Source organism: Pseudomonas sp. MWU16-30316, from assembly GCF_020515645.1.
In the GTDB taxonomy this organism is placed as follows: Bacteria; Pseudomonadota; Gammaproteobacteria; order Pseudomonadales; family Pseudomonadaceae; genus Aquipseudomonas; species Aquipseudomonas cerasi.
Genome location: NZ_JAIZAZ010000011.1, coordinates 145021 through 163565, shown reverse-complemented (window position 1 = coordinate 163565; position 18545 = coordinate 145021). Strand labels below are relative to the sequence as shown.

The 18545-nt window shown below is 59.5% G+C and carries 17 protein-coding genes; 5 read left to right on the top strand and 12 right to left on the bottom strand.

The window, feature by feature from the left end:
- Positions 1-182 precede the first annotated feature (182 nt).
- Complete coding sequence (gene rpiA, locus LCH65_RS25465) at positions 183-854, top strand: ribose-5-phosphate isomerase RpiA (RefSeq protein WP_003343875.1); 672 nt, start codon at positions 183-185, stop codon at positions 852-854.
- Between the two features lie 45 nt (positions 855-899).
- Here rpiA and LCH65_RS25460 read toward each other — a convergent pair whose 3' ends face one another.
- The 4 genes from LCH65_RS25460 to LCH65_RS25445 form a co-directional block, all read right to left on the bottom strand.
- Complete coding sequence (locus LCH65_RS25460; protein WP_226439925.1) at positions 900-1805, bottom strand: SdiA-regulated domain-containing protein; 906 nt, start codon at positions 1803-1805, stop codon at positions 900-902.
- Positions 1806-1931: 126 nt separating this feature from the next.
- Positions 1932-2876 (bottom strand): SdiA-regulated domain-containing protein, encoded by a 945-nt coding sequence (locus LCH65_RS25455; protein ID WP_010217056.1) that lies wholly within the window; start codon positions 2874-2876, stop codon positions 1932-1934.
- Between the two features lie 182 nt (positions 2877-3058).
- Positions 3059-3724 carry a fumarylacetoacetate hydrolase family protein gene (locus LCH65_RS25450; protein WP_002555752.1) on the bottom strand — a complete coding sequence of 222 codons (666 nt, stop codon included), beginning with the start codon at positions 3722-3724 and terminating at the stop codon, positions 3059-3061.
- Between the two features lie 66 nt (positions 3725-3790).
- On the bottom strand, positions 3791-5185 hold the full coding sequence (locus tag LCH65_RS25445; RefSeq protein WP_003372145.1) for an FAD-binding oxidoreductase: 1395 nt from the start codon (positions 5183-5185) through the stop codon (positions 3791-3793).
- 160 nt (positions 5186-5345) lie between these two features.
- Here LCH65_RS25445 and serA point away from each other — a divergent pair, with 160 nt between their 5' ends.
- Entirely contained in the window at positions 5346-6575 is a 1230-nt protein-coding gene (serA, locus tag LCH65_RS25440; protein ID WP_002555754.1) for a phosphoglycerate dehydrogenase, read from the top strand.
- A 235-nt stretch (positions 6576-6810) separates the two neighbouring features.
- On the opposite strand, the gene LCH65_RS25435 is transcribed toward serA, so the two are convergent.
- A complete protein-coding gene (locus tag LCH65_RS25435) occupies positions 6811-7224 on the bottom strand; it encodes a DUF4399 domain-containing protein (RefSeq protein WP_003372148.1) in 414 nt (137 codons plus the stop codon).
- A 162-nt stretch (positions 7225-7386) separates the two neighbouring features.
- Positions 7387-8022 carry a 2OG-Fe(II) oxygenase gene (locus tag LCH65_RS25430; RefSeq protein WP_003372149.1) on the bottom strand — a complete coding sequence of 212 codons (636 nt, stop codon included), beginning with the start codon at positions 8020-8022 and terminating at the stop codon, positions 7387-7389.
- A gap of 141 nt (positions 8023-8163) precedes the next feature.
- Between LCH65_RS25430 and LCH65_RS25425 the strand changes: the two genes are divergently transcribed.
- Positions 8164-8922 (top strand): DUF2059 domain-containing protein, encoded by a 759-nt coding sequence (locus LCH65_RS25425; protein WP_003372151.1) that lies wholly within the window; start codon positions 8164-8166, stop codon positions 8920-8922.
- Between the two features lie 51 nt (positions 8923-8973).
- Positions 8974-9165 (top strand): hypothetical protein, encoded by a 192-nt coding sequence (locus tag LCH65_RS25420; RefSeq protein WP_003372153.1) that lies wholly within the window; start codon positions 8974-8976, stop codon positions 9163-9165.
- Here LCH65_RS25420 and LCH65_RS25415 read toward each other — a convergent pair.
- Complete coding sequence (locus LCH65_RS25415) at positions 9162-10103, bottom strand: alpha/beta hydrolase (RefSeq protein WP_003372156.1); 942 nt, start codon at positions 10101-10103, stop codon at positions 9162-9164. The genes LCH65_RS25420 and LCH65_RS25415 overlap by 4 nt on opposite strands.
- A 270-nt stretch (positions 10104-10373) precedes the next feature.
- Between LCH65_RS25415 and LCH65_RS25410 the strand changes: the two genes are divergently transcribed.
- Positions 10374-12761, top strand: a complete 2388-nt coding sequence (locus tag LCH65_RS25410) for a penicillin acylase family protein (RefSeq protein WP_072367104.1) — start codon at positions 10374-10376, stop codon at positions 12759-12761.
- A gap of 344 nt (positions 12762-13105) precedes the next feature.
- On the opposite strand, the gene LCH65_RS25405 is transcribed toward LCH65_RS25410, so the two are convergent.
- From LCH65_RS25405 to LCH65_RS25385, 5 genes are all read right to left on the bottom strand, one after another.
- Positions 13106-13987: an ABC transporter permease subunit gene (locus LCH65_RS25405; RefSeq protein WP_003318275.1), complete on the bottom strand. Its 882-nt coding sequence runs from the start codon at positions 13985-13987 to the stop codon at positions 13106-13108.
- Positions 13984-14904 (bottom strand): ABC transporter permease subunit, encoded by a 921-nt coding sequence (locus LCH65_RS25400; protein WP_003372160.1) that lies wholly within the window; start codon positions 14902-14904, stop codon positions 13984-13986. The genes LCH65_RS25405 and LCH65_RS25400 overlap by 4 nt, the downstream gene beginning before the upstream one ends.
- Positions 14901-16043 (bottom strand): polyamine ABC transporter ATP-binding protein, encoded by a 1143-nt coding sequence (gene potA / locus LCH65_RS25395; RefSeq protein WP_003372162.1) that lies wholly within the window; start codon positions 16041-16043, stop codon positions 14901-14903. The genes LCH65_RS25400 and potA overlap by 4 nt, the downstream gene beginning before the upstream one ends.
- Positions 16044-16098: 55 nt before the next feature.
- Complete coding sequence (locus tag LCH65_RS25390; RefSeq protein ID WP_003372164.1) at positions 16099-17193, bottom strand: polyamine ABC transporter substrate-binding protein; 1095 nt, start codon at positions 17191-17193, stop codon at positions 16099-16101.
- A 171-nt stretch (positions 17194-17364) separates the two neighbouring features.
- Positions 17365-18462 (bottom strand): polyamine ABC transporter substrate-binding protein, encoded by a 1098-nt coding sequence (locus tag LCH65_RS25385; protein WP_003382101.1) that lies wholly within the window; start codon positions 18460-18462, stop codon positions 17365-17367.
- Between the last annotated feature and the right edge of the window lie 83 nt (positions 18463-18545).

Here is an 18545-nt window from a genome sequence, read left to right as displayed (position 1 = left end):
CTTGACGTACTGTTCAAGCATCGGGGTGGCATCACTGACGAAGCGGGCAAGGTCGGGAAGTCTACTCTGCACACCGAAAGACGACCATACGAATGACAGGGCTTTGCGGCGCAGTCGCCGCTATAATGCGGGCCTTTTTTGCATCCCCCTCTTCTACCTACATCAGGCACCGTGGAGCCCGCATGACCCAGGATCAACTCAAACAGGCAGTCGCCCAGGCAGCTGTCGACTTCATCCTTCCGAAGCTCGATGACAAAAGCATTGTGGGCGTCGGCACCGGCTCCACGGCCAATTGCTTCATCGACGCACTGGCAAAGCACAAGGCCGCCTTTGACGGCGCCGTCGCCAGCTCGCAAGCCACTGCGGCGCGCCTGAAGGCGCATGGCATTCCGGTCTATGAGCTGAACACGGTCAGCGACCTGGAGTTCTATGTCGACGGAGCCGACGAAAGCGACGAGCACCTGAACCTGATCAAGGGCGGCGGCGCGGCACTGACTCGCGAGAAAATCGTCGCGGCCGTGGCCAAGACCTTCATCTGCATCGCCGACGGCAGCAAGCTGGTGCCGGTGCTGGGCGCGTTCCCGCTGCCGGTCGAAGTCATTCCGATGGCCCGCAGCCACGTTGCGCGACAACTGGTGAAACTGGGCGGCGACCCGGTTTATCGCGAAGGTGTTCTAACCGACAACGGCAATATCATCATTGATGTGCACAACATGAGCATCACCAATCCGGTGGAGCTGGAAGCACAGATCAACGCCATCGTCGGCGTGGTCACCAATGGCCTGTTCGCCGCCCGTCCGGCCGACCTGTTGCTGCTGGGCACCACCGAAGGCGTGAAAACCCTGACGCGCTGATAAAACCGGTCGTGCCCACGCAAGGTGGGCATGACCCTCACAGGCTCAAGGCTTGCGGAACACGTAAAACAGGTTCGGCTCGCTCACCAGATACAGCGTCCCTTCTGCGTCCATAGCCATCCCTTCAGCCTGCGGCACGTCCTTGCTCAGCCCCATCGCTCCTTTTGCCAACGAGCCGCTGCCAATCGGATGACCGCTGGTGTCGAGTTCAAGAATGCGCTTCGACTCATCGGACAACGCCAGCAAATGGCCGCTGTTTTCATCGAATTGCAGGCTGGAGAGGTCACGAACCGACAGTCGGCCGTCGCGCTTGCTGTTGGAGATGACCTGCAGATTGCCGGGAGCCTCGGAGTTGGTCCTGGGAAAGCCGCGCACTTCGATGATCTGCACCGGATCACGCTCGCGGGCGACAAACAGGCGCTTGCCGACCGAATCATAGGCCAGCCCTTCATAGCCCTTGTTGCCACTGGCGGTGATGCCCAGCGTCAATTGTTCTGCCTGGGCAGCGTCCAGACTTTTGGTGTTGTCATCGACGTGAATCTGAATCAGCCGGAGCCGGCGCTCATCGCTGATCACATAAGTGCCCGGGCTGATGTATTCGACAGCCTCGGCATCACCGAACCCGACCAGCGGAATGCGCCGCAGCACACGACCTTCCAGGCTCAGCTCGACCAGTTCGGGGTTCTGGTTGGTCACCGTAAACAGGCTCTTGCGGTCCGGGTCGTAGCTCAGGCCCGAGACATCATCCTGCAGCCCGTCGATCACCTGCGCTTCGATGACGACGCGGTACTGATCCAGGCCAATGGACTGAAGCGAGTCGGACTGCCAGAACACCTGCCAGTCGAACAGGGCACTTTCAACATAGCGGTATCGCTGATTGGCGATCACGAACACAACGATCAGGGGTACAAGGGCCAGAAGCAGGACTAAAGAGCGAGTAGAGCGACGCATGAAGGGTGACTCGGACAGATTGAGCGGACGGGATTGATACCATGCCATCCTGAAAGCAAGCTTAATGGCATGGTGCTATATTTTTGCCGAATGTGTATCGGCGACCTGTGTAGTTGCCGTCCTGGCTCAGTGCTTGTGAAGCGCCCGGTGAAACGAATAGAACAGGTTCGGTTCGCTGACCATGTACAGCGTACCGGCCTCATCAAGGGCCACGCCTTCTGCGCGCGGAATTGTGTCCTTCAAACCGTTCATGCCGCCCAGCAGGGTCATGAAGCTTACCTGCTCGCCTTGCTCGTCGACTTCCAGCAACAAGTGCGAATCGGCAGACAGCGCGAGCATGTGGCCGGTGCGCGGGTCGATGCTCAATGACGACAGATTGCGCATGTCCAGCGAGCGACTCGACAGCGGTTGCTTGTCGCCTTTCAGCACGTCACTGCCATCACTTTTCCAGGTGTACAGCGCGGGAGGTCGCTCCTCGCCCAGTATCAGCTGCTGACGCTGTGGGTCCCAGGCGATACCTTCGAAGCCCTTGTTCTGGTTGGCAGACTTGCCCAGTTCGTACTGGGGGAAATCCGCGATGTTCAGGGTGGTGGTGTCGGCGTTCACTTTAACGATGGTCAACTTGTGTTGGCGCTCATCAGTGATCGCAATCAGGCCATCGTTCATGACGGCAACACCTTCCGGATTGCTCCAGCCCACCAGCGGGATCTTGCGCAGTACATCGCCCGTGAGCGTCAGCTCCACCAGAAACGCATTTTTGCCCATGACCGCAAACAGCGTTTTGGTGACCGGGTTATAGGACAGGTCGGACGCCTCGTCCTTTTCCATGCCCGGCAGCACCTTTGCGTCGATATCCACATGGTAGTCCGGCAGCCAGATACTGGCGTGACGACCTGCCTTGCTCTCGAACCGCTCCTGAAACCAGAGCAGTGCGCGATCATCCCAATGCATGATGAAGGCCAGCCCATAGCCCAGCAAGACAACCACCAACAACCACGAATACCAGCGCATGTTGCGTAAGTAAGCGAAGCGTTTTTTGTTACGAGGCGGCGTTGCGGCAGTACTGGCCATTCATGTGTTCCTGAGCAAATGAGACTTCATGACGACGTGGTGCCCTTGCAGGGACGGCCGGATTATCCGGAACAGGTGTGAAAAAAACGCAAAATCGGCTGAACTATCAGTCACTCCACAAACAAAAGCCACCCGGGAGTGATCCCGCGTGGCTTTGGGTGCAGCTTGAAGATGCTGTCGGATTACCTGACGACGCTCTCGAACGGCGTCTGCCCGACCAGTTCCAGCGCGATCTGGTCGCCGGCTTCGAACGGCCCGACACCGGCAGGCGTGCCGGTCATGATCAGGTCGCCGGCCTGCAGCGAGAAGTTGGCTGCCATGTGCTGGATCATCGGCACGATCGGGTTGAGCATCATGTTGCTGTTGCCGTCTTGAACCACCTTGCCATTGAGGGTCAGGCGGATGCCGATGTCCTCCAGGTCAGGGAAGGTCTCGGCGGGCACGAACGGCGGAATCACCGCAGCGCCGTCGAAACACTTGGCCAGCTCCCACGGCAGGCCTTTCTCACGCAGACGCGACTGGACATCACGCAACGTCAGGTCCAGGCCGGGCGCAAAGCCGCTGATCGCGTCCAGCACTTCTTCGCGCGAAGGGTTCTTGCTCAGGGGCTTGCCGATCAACACCACGATCTCGGCTTCGTAATGCACCGAACCGCGGTCTGCCGGGATAGTGAAGCCACCCTCCAGCGCAACCACCGCGCTGCCGGGTTTCATGAACAGCAGCGGCTCGGTAGGCACCGCGTTGCCCAGTTCCTTGGCGTGTTCGGCGTAGTTACGCCCGATGCAGACCACTTTACCCAGCGGGAAGTGAATGTTGGTGCCATCGACATATTTGTGCTGGTAGCTCATGACGTCTCCTGAGGCTGTAAGAGGCAGCCTGCTTATTGTTGCGACGGATCAAATGGTTGCGACGGATCAAACGGCGAAGATTTTGCCGGGATTCATGATCCCGTTGGGATCGAACACCGCTTTCAACGCCTTCATGTATTCGATTTCGACCGGCGAGCGACTGTACGTTAAATAGTCACGTTTGGTCATCCCGACGCCATGCTCGGCCGAAATCGAGCCGTTGTACTTTTCGACAGTCTCGAATACCCACTTGTTGACCCGGGCACATTTGACGAAGAACTCGTCCTTGTCGAGGCCCTCGGGCTTGAGGATGTTCAGGTGCAGGTTGCCGTCGCCAATGTGGCCGTACCAGAGCACTTCGAAATCTGGGTAGTGTTCGGCAACGATCGCGTCGATTTCAGCCAGAAACTCCGGCACTTTCGAGACAGTGACCGAGATATCGTTTTTGTACGGTGTGAAGTGCGAGATGGTTTCGGAGATGTACTCGCGTAGCTTCCACAGGTTGCGTAATTGCTGTTCGCTCTGGCTCATCACGCCGTCCAGCACCCAACCCTGCTCGACGCAGTGCTCGAAGGTCGCCAGGGCCTGATCGGCCAGGTCGTCGGTGGTCGCTTCGAACTCCAGCAACACATAGAACGGGCATGGCGTGTCGAAAGGCGACGGCACATCACCGCGCGCCATGACGCGGGCGAAGGATTTGTCCGAGAAGAATTCGAAGGCGGTCAGGTCGAGCTTGCCGTGAAAGGCATGCAGCACCGGCATGATCGAGTTGAAGTCGGAAGTGCCCAGCACCATCGCTGTGAGGTTCTTCGGCGCACGGTCGAGGCGCATGGTCGCTTCGACGACAAAGCCCAGCGTACCTTCGGCACCGATGAACAACTGGCGCAAATCGTAGCCGGTGGCGTTCTTGATCAGGTCCTTGTTCAGCTCCAGCAGGTCGCCCTTGCCGGTGACCACCTTGAGGCCGGCGACCCAATTGCGCGTCATGCCGTAGCGAATGACCTTGATACCGCCCGCATTGGTGCCGATATTGCCGCCGATCTGGCTGGAGCCCGAAGAAGCGAAGTCGACCGGATAATAAAGGCCGCTCTCTTCAGCCAGCGCCTGTAATTGCCGGGTGATCACGCCAGGCTGACAGACCGCCGTGCGGTCGGTGAGATTCAGATCCAGCACCTGGTTCATGTAATCGAACGAGACAACCACTTCACCGTTGGCCGCCACCGCGGCCGCCGAAAGCCCGGTGCGTCCACCCGAAGGCACCAGCGCCACGAGCCGCTCATTGGCCCAGCGTACGATGGCTTGCACCTGTTCGGTGGTCTTGGGGAATACGATGGCCAGTGGCGCAGGGGTGAACTGCTTGGTCCAGTCCTTGCCGTAAGTTTCCAGAGAACCGGCATCGGTGAGTACCTTGCCGGGGTCAACCAGGGTCTGCAGCTCATCAATCAAAACGCGATCGGTCATTGAATCAACTCTCGAACGATTCATGGGCATCCTGAGAACGGTTCACGTTCGGGATGAGGTTTCGCGGGGCTCATATGCTAGCATACGCCCCCCGCGAGTCGTGCCCAGAGCCGATCCGGCCACCCCCTGCCAATTTTCTTCGGGACACAGGTTTACGCAGATGAGCAAGACTTCCCTCGACAAGAGCAAGATCAAGTTCCTTCTTCTCGAAGGCGTCCACCAATCCGCTGTCGACGTCCTCAAGGCAGCCGGTTACACCAGCATCGAGTACCACACCAAGTCTCTGCCGGAAGCCGAACTGAAAGAAAAGATCGCCGACGCCCATTTCATCGGTATCCGCTCCCGTACTCAGTTGACCGAAGAGCTGTTCGATTGCGCCAAGAAACTGGTTGCGGTCGGCTGCTTCTGCATCGGTACCAACCAGGTTGACCTGAACGCGGCGCGCGAGCGCGGTATCGCAGTATTCAATGCGCCCTACTCCAATACCCGTTCGGTCGCCGAACTGGTATTGGCCGAAGCCATCCTGCTGCTGCGCGGTATCCCCGAGAAGAACGCTTCCTGCCACCGTGGCGGCTGGATCAAGAGCGCGGCCAACTCTTTCGAGATCCGTGGCAAGAAGCTGGGCATCATCGGTTACGGCTCGATCGGTACGCAGCTGTCGGTGCTGGCTGAAGGTCTGGGCATGCAGGTGTACTTCTACGACACGCTGACCAAACTGCCGCTGGGCAACGCCACTCAGGTGTCGAGCCTGAACGAGCTGCTGGGCATGTCCGATATCGTCACCCTGCACGTTCCGGAAACCTCGGAAACCCAGTGGATGATCGGCGAAAAAGAAATCCGCGCGATGAAGAAGGGCAGCATCCTGATCAACGCCGCGCGTGGCACGGTGGTCGAGCTGGACGCACTGGCTGACGCCATAAAGGACAAGCACCTGATCGGCGCCGCCATCGACGTGTTCCCGGTCGAGCCGCGCTCGAACGACGACATCTTCGAAAGCCCGCTGCGCGGTCTGGACAACGTGATCCTGACGCCGCACATCGGTGGCTCCACAGCCGAAGCGCAGGCCAACATCGGTCTCGAGGTGGCGGAAAAGCTGGTCAAGTACAGCGACAACGGTACGTCGGTGTCCTCGGTCAACTTCCCGGAAGTGGCCCTGCCTGCGCACCCTGGCAAGCACCGCCTGTTGCACATCCACGAAAACATCCCGGGCGTGCTCAGCGAGATCAACAAGGTCTTCGCCGAAAACGGTATCAATATCTCCGGTCAGTTCCTGCAGACCAACGAGAAAGTCGGCTACGTGGTCATCGACGTCGACGCCGAATACTCCGACCTTGCCCAGGCCAAGCTGCAACAGATCAAAGGCACCATCCGCAGCCGCGTTTTGTTCTGATCCGAGCGCCGTGCCCACCCCGTGTGGGCACGAGCGATGGTCTTGCGGGCACCGATCGTTCCTCACGCTCCAGCGTGGGAATGCAGTTCACGACGCTCCGCGTCGCAAGAGGACGCAGAGCGTCCAGAAAGGCATGCGACGCAGAGCGTCGCACGATAGTTGCGATAATCGCTCCTCACGCTCCAGCGTGGGAATGCCGTTCGTGACGCTCTGCGTCACACAAGCACTGACAGTCCTACTTCACATTGATGGTGATCTTCTTCGACTCGACCGAAGGGTTCAGCGGCATGTGGCCTTTGTCGCCCATCAGCAATTGCAGGGTGTGCTGGCCCGGCGGCAGGTTGATTTCGGTTTCGGTCTGGCCCTTGCCGAAGTGGCGGATGTTGTCGCTGACCGGCAGGGGTGCATTCATCGCCGGCTGGTCCTTCACGTCGATCAGCAGGTGATGGTGACCGGTCTCGGGCACATCGACACCCGCAGGCGCGACGCCCATACCCTTGAGGCCGAATTGCACCTTGAACGGTGAGGTGACCGTTTCACCGTCCTTGGGCGAGATGATGTACACCTCGGCGCCTTCAGGGGCTGCGGTGCGGGGTATATCGGCGGCGCTGGCCAGCATGGATGCGCTGAGCAGCAGTCCGGCGACCATCGTTCCAGAAAATAAGGATTTCATGATTGCTCCGGCTGCAGTTGACGTAAGTCGACCCTCACACGACGAATCCGTCGGTTCAGGAGTGCTCACGATAGACCGCAGTCAGGCCCAATGGCTCATCGCATTGATGAAACTGTTTTCATGAACGCAGCTCGCAGGTCACTGGAACAGCTCGTTGCCCCGGCGTCTGAACCACCCCGTCAGTGACAGACGATCACGACTGGCGGGCATGACTTCATGGGGAATTTCGCCGGACAGAAAGACCACCAGACAGCCGCCCGTAGGCTGAACGTCGTAAGCCACCTCGTCCTTGAGGTACATGCGCAACTGGCCGCCGTGCTCGGGCAGCCAGGCGTTGTTGAGGTAGAGCACCGCCGACACCATGCGCCTGTCGTCATCGCGGAATCGGTCCACATGCCTGAGGTAGCGGGCACCCGGCGGATACAGCGCAAAATGGCTTTCGTAATCTTCCAGGCCGAGGAAAAGGCCGCGATTGAGCGCCTGACGCAAACTGTCCATCAGCTCAAGATAGTGGTCGCAGCACTGCACCTGCCCCGGCTCGAGCCACTGAATGCGGTCGCCACGAATACCCTCGCGTATTTCCAGCGCAGTTCCCTTGCCGATCGCGGCAGGCTCGAGCTCGCCTTCGGCTGCACGCTTGCGGCACTCTTGCTCAAGTTCCAGAGTCAGAGCTTCGGGCAGGAAAATATTCTGCTGCGACCAGCCGTTGGCGGCCAGATCGTCGACGATTCGTAACAGCAGTGGGTGGTCAGAGGGTATGCGCATGGCGTGCATAGTATCCATAAGCCCTGAAATCGGACAGAGGCTTATACATGCGGTATCAAACGCATGAGATTTCATTCACCGAAGGCACTCATAACTCGACAAATCCACGCTAACACCGGGAGAATAGCGGCCTGCCGACAGGAGTCCCCAATGCGTCGTTTGTTTGTTTTGCTGTTGATGTTCTGCACCTCACCTGCCTGGGCAGACAGCTACGATCAGTTGTACAAGTCTGCAGGCTGGCCGGAACAGCGCGCGCATTTCAACGATGCCCTCAAGGCTGCCCAACAGCGTTACAGCAACAACCTGCCGCCTGCGGTTTATCAAGCGCTGGTCAACAACAGCAATCAGCGTTTCGCCCCCCAGGCCATGGACCAGCGCGCGTCGAAGCGCCTGCGTGAAAGCCTCAAGGACCCTGCCCCGTCACTGCAGTTTTTCCAGTCACCGCTGGGCCGCAAGATCGTCAATGCCGAGCTGACCGCCACCCGCGCCGATCAGTTGGCCAAACATGCCCAGGGACTGCCGCATATCGAAGCGGACGCGACGCGTCAGTTGTTGATCGGCCATCTGGCCCAGGCACTGCCTGCCAGAGAGGCCGGCGCGGAAGTCAGTCTTGCCATCGCAGGCGTTGCCGCCGACAGCCTGAGCCAGATGATCCCCGGCCTGCTGGGCGGAGGACAGGCGCAGGGCATGCTCGAAGGCCAGCGCGAGCGCCTGATGGCGCAGATGAGTGCTGACCTGAACAACACGCTGCTGTACGTCTATCGCGACCTGTCGGACCCTGAGCTCGAAGAATTCTCGACCTTCGCCGAGTCGCCGGAAGGCAAAGCCTATTACCAGGCCGCTCTTGCCGCGATTCGTGCCGGTCTGGCGGTCGGACAGAGTGCGTCGAGCCTGAATCCCGGACAGTAAAAACCGTTCAGGCCTTCAAGCGCCCGAGGCCAAAGGAATGGACACCAGCGTATGAAAGACTCATTGGCTTTGCTCGCCACCGGTATCGTAATGGCCTTTTTCTCCTGGCTGTTCTGGAGTTCTCTGGGGCAGGACGCCTTTGCCGTGTTTGGGGCGCTGATGCTCGTCGTACTGGCCCTTGAAAACTATCGCCTGCGCCGACAGGTCAAGGCGCTGCAGGCCGGCAAGGCTGAAAAAGTCTAACGAAGTCGCCCTTTCAGAAAATCAAAATACCGAGCCCGCAGCTCTGGCGTTTCGTTGGCCAGATGATGCCGGGCATGCCCGAGCATCAGAATCTGCGGTTGGCTGAATTTGTCTTTCAGAATCGCCAGATTGTGCGACCAGTCGACCGTCATGTCCGCCTCACCCTGAATGATCAGCGGGCTGCGCAGGCTGCGCGGCGCGCTTTCAACACGCACGATCCATTGCGCCAGCGCGCCGACCCAGGCCGTGGGCAGTCGCAGCGGCTGTAACGGATCGGCCATCAGAAAAGGCAGGAACGCGGGTGCATTGGAGTTTTCGGTGAAACGGCGGGCAATGCCCTTCACGAACGGTTTGAGCAGGTGATAACTCAGACGCGACCAGCCCCAGGCACGCGGCCTGACCAGCGGTGCCAGCAGGATCACCTCACCCTGCGCGGGCGAGTCTGCCCCCTGATGAAGCAGGTGATCCGTCACGATGGCACCGCCCATGCTTTGTCCGCACAGGTGCCAGGGATGTGGCAGCCCAAGACCTTCGGCTTCGAGCAGCAGGCGTTGCAACACCAGTTGGTATTCGGCGAAGTCATTGATACAGGCGCGACTGCCGCTCGACAGACCATGCCCCGGCAGGTCGCAGGCGATCACGGCAAAGCCTTGCTCCAGAGCCCACTCGATTACATGCCGGTACAGGCCCATGTGGTCATAGAAGCCGTGAAACAGAAACAGCGTGGCGACCGGATTGTCAGGCAGCCAGACCTGCCCGACCACCTCATAGCCCGCCACATCGAGGCGCCCCAGCCAGCTGCGTATGACGTTTTCGCCACACAGTCCGGCAAGACCGTAGAAGCGCTGATAAGCCAGTCCCTCCATGGAAAGCGGATCAATAACGCTCAGCGGCAGCAGGCTGGCACGCAGGTTATCGGGGTCGAACGTGACGGACATGTGGTTTCCAGATTTCAACAAATGACTCGTAAAGTTGTGTAACGATATTCTTCTGTCTGCCCCGGCATGGCAAGCTAAGCGGCTGTAATCGCAGACATCTGTCATTGAACGTGCACATTGCTGTCTGCACATTGGGCGATGCTCGCGAGCTCACCTGCCCGAATTCGCCCTGAAGCCGTTTCGAACGGGCTCTTGTATCGGGTTTCATCGAATCAACTGCGTCACAACGATAGTCTTAATTCCCGCCTACGCCATTTACAGAGAAACCGGATGAAACGCAGCCTCTTCATTCTAGCCATCATCTTCGCCCTGCTTGCGGGTGGCGCGGGCTGGTACGTAAATAGCAAACTGCCGGTACGTGACGGCGAGATCGCCATGAGCCGTCTTCAGGCCCCCGTCACCCTGCGCTACGACGAGCGTGGCGTGCCGCACATCCGCGCCGAGAACGAAGCCGACCTTTACCGCGCGCTCGGCTATGCCCATGCTCAGGACCGGCTGTTCCAGATGGAAATGCTGCGTCGCCTGGCACGCGGTGAGCTGGCAGAAGTACTGGGGCCGAATCTGCTCGAGACCGACAAGCTGTTTCGCAGCCTGCGCATTCGTGAACATGCGGATGCGTATGTCGCACACCAGGACAAGAACACCCCCACCTGGAAAGCGCTGGAAGCCTACATCGACGGCATCAACCAGTATCAGGATACCCACGCAAGGCCGATGGAGTTCGACGCGCTGGGCATTCCCAGACGGCCGTTCACCACAGAAGACACGGTCAGCATCGCCGGCTATCTCGCTTACAGTTTTGCTGCGGCGTTCAGAACCGAGCCACTGCTGACCTACGTCCGCGACCAACTCGGCCCGGAGTACTTGAAAGTCTTCGACCTGGACTGGCACCCGGACGGCATGCTCGACTCGAAACCGGCACTGGCCGACGCCGACTGGAAGGGTCTGAATCAACTGGCGCAGTTGAGTCACAAGACGCTTGAAGATGCTGGCCTGCCGCAATTCGAGGGTAGCAACGCCTGGGTGATTTCCGGCAGCCGCACGCAAAGCGGCAAGCCGATTCTCGCGGGCGACCCGCACATCCGCTTCTCGGTGCCTTCGATATGGTACGAAGCGCAGCTATCAGCGCCGGGTTTCGAACTGTACGGACACTTTCCGGCGCTCAACCCGTTCGCGCTGCTGGGCCATAACATGGATTTCGGCTGGAGCCTGACCATGTTTCAGAACGACGACGTGGATCTGATCGCCGAGAAGACCAACCCGGACAACCCGAATCAGGTCTGGTACCACGGGCAATGGGTGGACATGAAACGCACCGAGCAGCAAATCACCGTCAAGGGCCAGGCCCCGGTCACACTGACGCTGCTCGAATCGCCGCACGGACCGATCGTCAACAACGTGATGGGCAAGAACGCAGGCCAGACGCCAATCGCGATGTGGTGGTCGTTTCTGGCATCCGCCAACCCGGTGCTGGACGGTTTCTATGAGACCAACCGCGCCGATACGCTGGACAAGATGCGTAGCGCGGCCGAGAAGATTCAGTCGCCGGGCCTCAATATCGTCTGGGCCAACGCCAAAGGCGATATCGGCTGGTGGGCGGCGGCGCAACTGCCGATCCGTCCGCAGGGCGTCAACCCCAGTTTCATTCTGGACGGCAGCACGGCACAGGCCGATAAGCTCGGCTTTTACCCGTTCAGCGCCAACCCGCACGAAGAAAACCCGGCGAGTGGCTACATCGTGTCGGCCAACTTCCAGCCACAGTCGCCGAACGGCATGCCGATTCCCGGCTACTACAACCCGGCCGAACGCGGCCAGGCGCTGAACCGGCAACTCAGTGACTCCAGCATCAAATGGGACTTGGCCGCCAGCAAGGCGCTGCAACTGGGCACGCAGACCGACTATGCACCGAGCATTCTCAGGCCATTGATTCCGGTACTGCGCAGCGCTGTCAGCGACCCGGACGAACTGGCACTCGTGGAGCGACTGGCCAGTTGGAAAGGTGATTACCCGGTCAATTCGGTGGGTGCCACACTGTTCAATCAGTTCCTGTTCGACCTGACCGAAGAGACCTTTCACGACGAACTGGGCGACGCGATGTTTGAAACACTGCTGTCGACCCGCGTCCTGGACGCCGCGCTGCCGCGCCTGGCCACCGATGCCGACTCCCCGTGGTGGAACAATCGCAATTCACCCCACGAAGAAAGCCGTGCCAACACCGTGAAGGTGGCCTGGCGCGCCACTGTTTCGCACTTGAGGTCGCTGTACGGCACCAACCCGGATGAATGGGTGTGGGGCAAGGCGCATACCTTGACTCAAGGCCACCCGCTGGGTTCGCAGAAGCCGCTGGACATGATCTTTAACGTCGGCCCGTATGCCGCGCCGGGCACGCATGAGGTGCCGAACAACCTGTCATCGAGCATCCGTCCTGCCCCGTGGCCAGTCGGCTACGGCCCCTCGACCCGCCGCCTGATCGACTTCGCCGACCCGGCGCACAGCCTGGGGATAAATCCGGTGGGACAAAGCGGCGTGCCGTTCGACAAGCACTACTCGGATCAGGCCAAGGCTTTCGTGAACGGCGAGTACCTGCCGCAGCGCTTCAGCGAGAAGGACGTGGCCGAGCATACGGAAGGGGTTTTGCGGCTGGTGCCGGGGGCCTAGCGACACGCTTTGCGCCGAGTCCGGAAACGGGGCTTCTGCACGGACGGCGTGGGAGCGAGCTTGCTCGCGAACTGTCGGGCACCGACAGTGAAAGCGTCACGCAAGGTACATCAGGCACAACCGGGTTTGACTATCGTGCCAATGCTATGCGTTGGCATGCCTTTCGTGACGCTCCGCGTCACAAGTCTGCGTAGCACCGCGCTATCAAGATCGGACGCAGAGCGTCCAGAGCTGCGCTCCCACGCTGGAGCGTGGGAGCGATAAACCGAGATAGCTAGTTGCTGCCGGTACCCGGCAGTTCGCGAGCAAGCTCGCTCCCACGCCCTCCGGGCACGATCAGGTCTTCACGCAGCCGGAGCACGCCTCGGATCAGGCTGCTTCCAGGCGTCTGCCGCGCTTTCCTCGATAGCCTGCTGGATCGCACGCTTGCGGTTGTTTTCGGCGCGGCGGGTGAAGAACCAGACCAGAAAGGTTGCCAGTGACACGGCCAGCAGGATCAGGCTCGCCACGGCGTTGATTTCAGGCTTCACGCCCAGACGCACGGCAGAGAACACTTCCATCGGCAAGGTCGTCGAGCCGGGCCCGGAGACGAAGCTGGCGAGCACCAGGTCGTCCAGCGACAGCGCGAAGGACATCATGCCCCCGGCTGCCAGCGATGGCGCGATCATCGGGATGGTGATCAGCAAGAACACTTTCCACGGACGGGCACCCAGGTCCATTGCAGCCTCTTCGATCGACAGGTCCAGCTCACGCAGGCGCGCCGACACCACCACCGCCACATAGGCCGCACAGAACGTCGTGTGCGCGATCCAGATGGTCATGATGCCTCGTTCCTGCGGCCAGCCGATCAATTGCGCCATGGCCACGAATAGCAGCAACAGCGACAGACCGGTGATCACTTCCGGCATGACCAGGGGAGCTGTAACCAGCCCGCCAAAGAACGTGCGGCCCTTGAAGCGGCTGATGCGGGTCAGCACAAACGCAGCCATCGTTCCCAGCGCCACCGCAGCAACGGCGGTGTAGCAGGCGATTTCCAACGAGCGCATCACCGAGCCCATCAGTTGCGAGTTGTCCAGCAGGCCGACGTACCACTTCACCGACCAGCCGCCCCAGACCGTCACCAGCTGCGAGGCGTTGAACGAGTAGATGACCAGAATCACCATCGGCGCATAGATGAACAGCAAACCCAGAACCAGCATCAGGTTCGAGAATCGAAAGCGGTTCATGCCTTGCCCTCCAGTTCTTTGGCCTGACTGCGGTTGAACAGGATAATGGGCACGATCAGCACCAGCAGCATGATGACCGCCAGCGCCGAAGCCACCGGCCAGTCACGGTTGTTGAAGAATTCCTGCCACAGCACGCGGCCGATCATCAGGGTTTCCGGGCCGCCGAGCAGCTCGGGAATCACGAACTCGCCGACCACCGGAATGAATACCAGCATGCAGCCGGCGATCACTCCGTTCTTGGACAGCGGTACGGTGATTTTCCAGAAACTGTTGAAGGTGCTCGAACCCAGGTCGGACGCGGCTTCCAGCAGGCTGGTGTCGTGCTTCACAAGGTTGGCGTACAGCGGCAGAATCATGAACGGCAGGTAGGAATAGACCACGCCGATGTACACCGCCAGGTTGGTGTTGAGGATCTGCAACGGCGCGTCGATCAGCCCAAGCCACATCAGGAATGCATTGAGCAGCCCGTTGTTGCTGAGGATGCCCATCCAGGCGTAGACGCGGATCAGGATCGCCGTCCAGGTCGGCATCATGATCAGCAGCAACAGCACGGTTTGCAGGTCCTTGCGCGCGCTGGCGATGGCATAGGCCATCGGATAGCCGATCAGCAGGCACAGCAAGGTGCTGATGAAGGCCATCTTCAGCGAGCCCAGATAGGCCGAAACGTACAGGTCATCGCCACTGAGCAAGGTGTAGTTGGCGAAGTTGAGGACCATCTGCAGCTTTTCGTCGGCGTAGCTGAAGATTTCGGTGTACGGCGGGATCGCGACGTCGGCCTCGGCGAAGCTGATCTTGAGCACGATCAGAAACGGCAGGGCAAAGAACAGGAACAGCCAGAGGAACGGCACGCCGATGACCATCTGCCGCCCGTTGGGCTTTATGCGCTCGAACGCGCGCTTGATCTTGCGGATTTTCATGAGCGCAGTACCACGCCGCTGTCGTCTTCCCACCACACGTAGACTTCATCGCCCCAGGTAGGCCGTGCGCCCTGACGCTCGGCGTTGGCGACGAACGACTGCACCAGTTTGCCGCCCGGCAGCTCGACGTAGAACACCGAATGACCGCCCAGATAGGCGATATCGTGGACCTTGCCGCGCGACCAGTTATATTCGAAGCCTGGCTGCTCGGTGGTGATCAGCAGCTTCTCAGGGCGCAGGGCGTAGGTGATGTGCTTGTCTTCCACCGACGTACTGACGCCGTGGCCGACATAGATATTGCGCTCCAGCTCGGGACTGCGGATCAGCGCGTGGGCTTCCATGTCTTCGATCACGTCACCTTCGAACAGGTTGACGCTGCCGATGAATTCGCAGACCAGACGGCTGGTCGGGGTCTCGTAGATGTCGATCGGGCTGCCGATCTGCGCGATCCAGCCCAGGTGCATGATCGCGATGCGCTCGGCCATGGTCATGGCCTCTTCCTGATCGTGAGTCACCATTACACAAGTCACGCCGACGCGCTCGATGATCTCTACCAGTTCCAGTTGCATCTGCGAACGCAGTTTCTTGTCCAGTGCGCCCATCGGCTCGTCGAGCAGCAAAAGCTTGGGCTTTTTGGCCAGCGAACGGGCCAGGGCCACACGCTGACGCTGACCGCCGGACAGCTGATGCGGCTTGCGCTTGGCGTACTGGGTCATCTGTACCAGCTTGAGCATCTCCGCCACGCGGGCTTCGATTTCCGGCTTGCCCAGCTTGTCCTGCTTCAGGCCGAAGGCGATGTTGTCCGCCACGGTCATGTGCGGGAACAGCGCATAGGACTGGAACATCATGTTGATCGGGCGTTCGTACGGCGGCATGTCGGTGATGTCGACACCGTCGAGGTAGATACGGCCTTCGGTTGGCCGTTCGAACCCGGCCAGCATGCGCAGCAGTGTCGATTTGCCGGAGCCAGAGCCGCCAAGAAGGGCGAAGATCTCGCCCTTGTTGATCTGCAGGGACACATCGTCCACCGCGACCGTCTCGTCGAACTTCTTCGTGACCCGATCGATCCTGACCAGCACCTCTTTGGGTTGCTGACCGCCTTCGATGGCTTTCTTGTAGGCGCCGGAGGCAACTGCCATGGGTGAAACTCCCAACAGGTAGGCAACCCGGCCCATATGGCCGGGTGCTGGATTTTTATTTGCCCGACTTGACCTTGGTCCAGCTGCGGGTCATCAGACGTTGCACCTTGGGTGGCAACTCGCTGTTCACGAACAGGCGGTCCAGCACTTCCTGAGGCGGATAAACCGCTTCATCGGTACGGATGCTCTGGTCCATGAACTCGCCGGAGGCGGGATTGGGGTTGGCGTAACCGACTTCATCGCTGACCTTGGCGATCACCTTGGGGTCGAGCATGTAGTTGATGAAGGCACTGGCTTCCTTGATGTTTTTCGAGTCCGCCGGGATCGCCAGCATGTCGAACCACAGGTTACCGCCCTCTTTCGGGATGCTGTAGGCGATCTTCACGCCCTTGCCCGCTTCTTCAGCCCGGGATTTGGCCTGGAACACATCCCCCGAAAAACCTGCGGCGACGCAGATGTCGCCGTTAGCCAGGTCGGTGATGTATTTGGACGAGTGGAAATAGGTCACGTAAGGACGAATCGCCAGCAGCTTGGCTTCGGCCTTCTTGTAATCGGCTTCCTTGGTGCTGTTGGGGTCCAGCCCCATGTAGTTGAGCACCGCAGGCAACATCTCATCGGCGGAGTCGAGAAACGCTACGCCACAGCTGGAGAGCTTCTTGATGTTCTCCGGCTCAAACAGCACGGCCCAGGAGTCGATCTTGTCGACGCCCAACACGGCCTTGACCTTTTCGACGTTGTAACCGATGCCGTTGGTACCCCACAGGTACGGCACGGCGTACTGGTTACCCGGATCGTTCTTCTCCAGACGCTTGAGCAGCGCCGGGTCGAGATTCTTGTAATTGGGCAGCAGCGACTTGTCGAGCTTCTGGAACGCACCGGCCTTGATCTGCTTGCCGAGGAAGTGATTGGACGGCACCACCACGTCATAACCTGTGCGTCCGGCGAGCAGCTTGGCTTCCAGGGTTTCGTTGGAGTCGAACACGTCATACATCGGCTTGACGCCGGTAGCGGCTTCGAAGTCCGCCAAAGTGGTCTTGCCGATGTAATCGGACCAGTTATAAATATGCACGGTGGACTCAGCCTGGGCACTGATCGACAGTGTCAGCCCGGCAGCCGCCAGCAAGGCTTTGGAAAGAATAGAAATAGACAAAGAATGAGTCCTTTTAACAGAGGGGCCTGAGCGCCGGAGGGCGTCCGGAAAACCAAACCGGCGCGCAACTTACCGTCTATGAGCCCAACCAGCAAAGGTTTAGGCAATATTCCTGTCTGCTGGCTGCTGCGCGGCCGAGGCTACGCAGCATCCACAGGTTTGATGACAGGCTTATTTACCTGACTTTATCTTGGTCCAGCTGCGGGTCATGATCCGCTGCGTAGCTGCAGGCAGGTCAGCGATTGCATACAGTTTGGCCTGTACGTCGGCAGGTGGATAAACGCCAGGGTCACTGGTGATTTCCTTGTCGACCAGCGCCGTAGCCGCCGCGTTACCGTTCGGGAAGCGTACGGCGTTAGTGATCTCGGCCATGATTTCCGGCTTCATCAGGAAGGTCATGAACTTGTAGGCACCCTCGACGTTTTCGGCATCCTTGGGAATGGCGACCATGTCATAGAAGCTGCCGGCGCCTTCTTTCGGAATGTTGTAGGCAACCTTCACCTTGCCACCGGCTTCAGCAGCGCGGGATTTGGCCTGGTAGATATCACCCGAATAGCCGACTGCGACGCAGATGTTGCCATTGGCAAGGTCCGAGATGTACTTGGACGAGTGGAAATAGCCAATCGATGGACGAATCTTCATGAACAGCGCTTCAGCTTCGGCGAGCTGCTTCTTGTCCTGAGAATCGGTCGGGTAGCCCAGGTAATGCAAGGCAATCGGCAGCATTTCGGTCGGCGAATCGAGGAAGCTGATGCCGCACGACTTCAGCTTGGCAGCGTTCTCCGGCTTGAACAGCAGGTCCCAGGAATTGACCGGCGCATCGGCGCCCAGCGCAGCCTTGACCTTGTCCGGGTTGATGCCGATACCGATCGAACCCCACATGTACGGGAATGCATGCTTGTTGTCCGGATCGCTGACCGACACGGCCTTGAGCAGCGATTCGTTGAGGTTCTTCCAGTTCGGCAGCTTGGACTTGTCCAGCTCCTGATAAACGCCGGCCTTGATTTGCTTGGCCAGGAAGTTGTTGGAGGGCACGACGATGTCATAGCCGGATTTGCCAGCAAGCAATTTGGCTTCAAGCGTCTCGTTGCTGTCGAAAACGTCGTAGACCACCTTGATGCCCGATTCTTTCTCGAATTTGGCAACGGTGTCCGGCGCGATGTAATCGGACCAGTTATAGACGTGCAGCACTTTGTCATCGGCCTGCGCAGCAGTGGCCACAACGCCCATCAGGGACAGCGCGAGAAGGGTCTTGCCAAATTTTTTCATGCGTAGCTCCAATGTATTTTTATCACTGACCGTCAGTTAGCGGCGTGTAGCCATTAGTCTGGCAACTTCCTGGGCAGGCTTTC

Bases quoted from the DNA above. Each gene is read 5' to 3' on its own strand.
- rpiA (WP_003343875.1), top strand. From the start codon at position 183: ATGACCCAGGATCAACTCAAACAGGCAGTCGCCCAGGCAGCTGTCGAC.
- LCH65_RS25460 (WP_226439925.1), bottom strand. From the start codon at position 1,805: ATGCGTCGCTCTACTCGCTCTTTAGTCCTGCTTCTGGCCCTTGTACCC.
- LCH65_RS25455 (WP_010217056.1), bottom strand. From the start codon at position 2,876: ATGGCCAGTACTGCCGCAACGCCGCCTCGTAACAAAAAACGCTTCGCT.
- LCH65_RS25450 (WP_002555752.1), bottom strand. From the start codon at position 3,724: ATGAGCTACCAGCACAAATATGTCGATGGCACCAACATTCACTTCCCG.
- LCH65_RS25445 (WP_003372145.1), bottom strand. From the start codon at position 5,185: ATGACCGATCGCGTTTTGATTGATGAGCTGCAGACCCTGGTTGACCCC.
- serA (WP_002555754.1), top strand. From the start codon at position 5,346: ATGAGCAAGACTTCCCTCGACAAGAGCAAGATCAAGTTCCTTCTTCTC.
- LCH65_RS25435 (WP_003372148.1), bottom strand. From the start codon at position 7,224: ATGGTCGCCGGACTGCTGCTCAGCGCATCCATGCTGGCCAGCGCCGCC.
- LCH65_RS25430 (WP_003372149.1), bottom strand. From the start codon at position 8,022: ATGCACGCCATGCGCATACCCTCTGACCACCCACTGCTGTTACGAATC.
- LCH65_RS25425 (WP_003372151.1), top strand. From the start codon at position 8,164: ATGCGTCGTTTGTTTGTTTTGCTGTTGATGTTCTGCACCTCACCTGCC.
- LCH65_RS25420 (WP_003372153.1), top strand. From the start codon at position 8,974: ATGAAAGACTCATTGGCTTTGCTCGCCACCGGTATCGTAATGGCCTTT.
- LCH65_RS25415 (WP_003372156.1), bottom strand. From the start codon at position 10,103: ATGTCCGTCACGTTCGACCCCGATAACCTGCGTGCCAGCCTGCTGCCG.
- LCH65_RS25410 (WP_072367104.1), top strand. From the start codon at position 10,374: ATGAAACGCAGCCTCTTCATTCTAGCCATCATCTTCGCCCTGCTTGCG.
- LCH65_RS25405 (WP_003318275.1), bottom strand. From the start codon at position 13,987: ATGAACCGCTTTCGATTCTCGAACCTGATGCTGGTTCTGGGTTTGCTG.
- LCH65_RS25400 (WP_003372160.1), bottom strand. From the start codon at position 14,904: ATGAAAATCCGCAAGATCAAGCGCGCGTTCGAGCGCATAAAGCCCAAC.
- potA (WP_003372162.1), bottom strand. From the start codon at position 16,043: ATGGCAGTTGCCTCCGGCGCCTACAAGAAAGCCATCGAAGGCGGTCAG.
- LCH65_RS25385 (WP_003382101.1), bottom strand. From the start codon at position 18,462: ATGAAAAAATTTGGCAAGACCCTTCTCGCGCTGTCCCTGATGGGCGTT.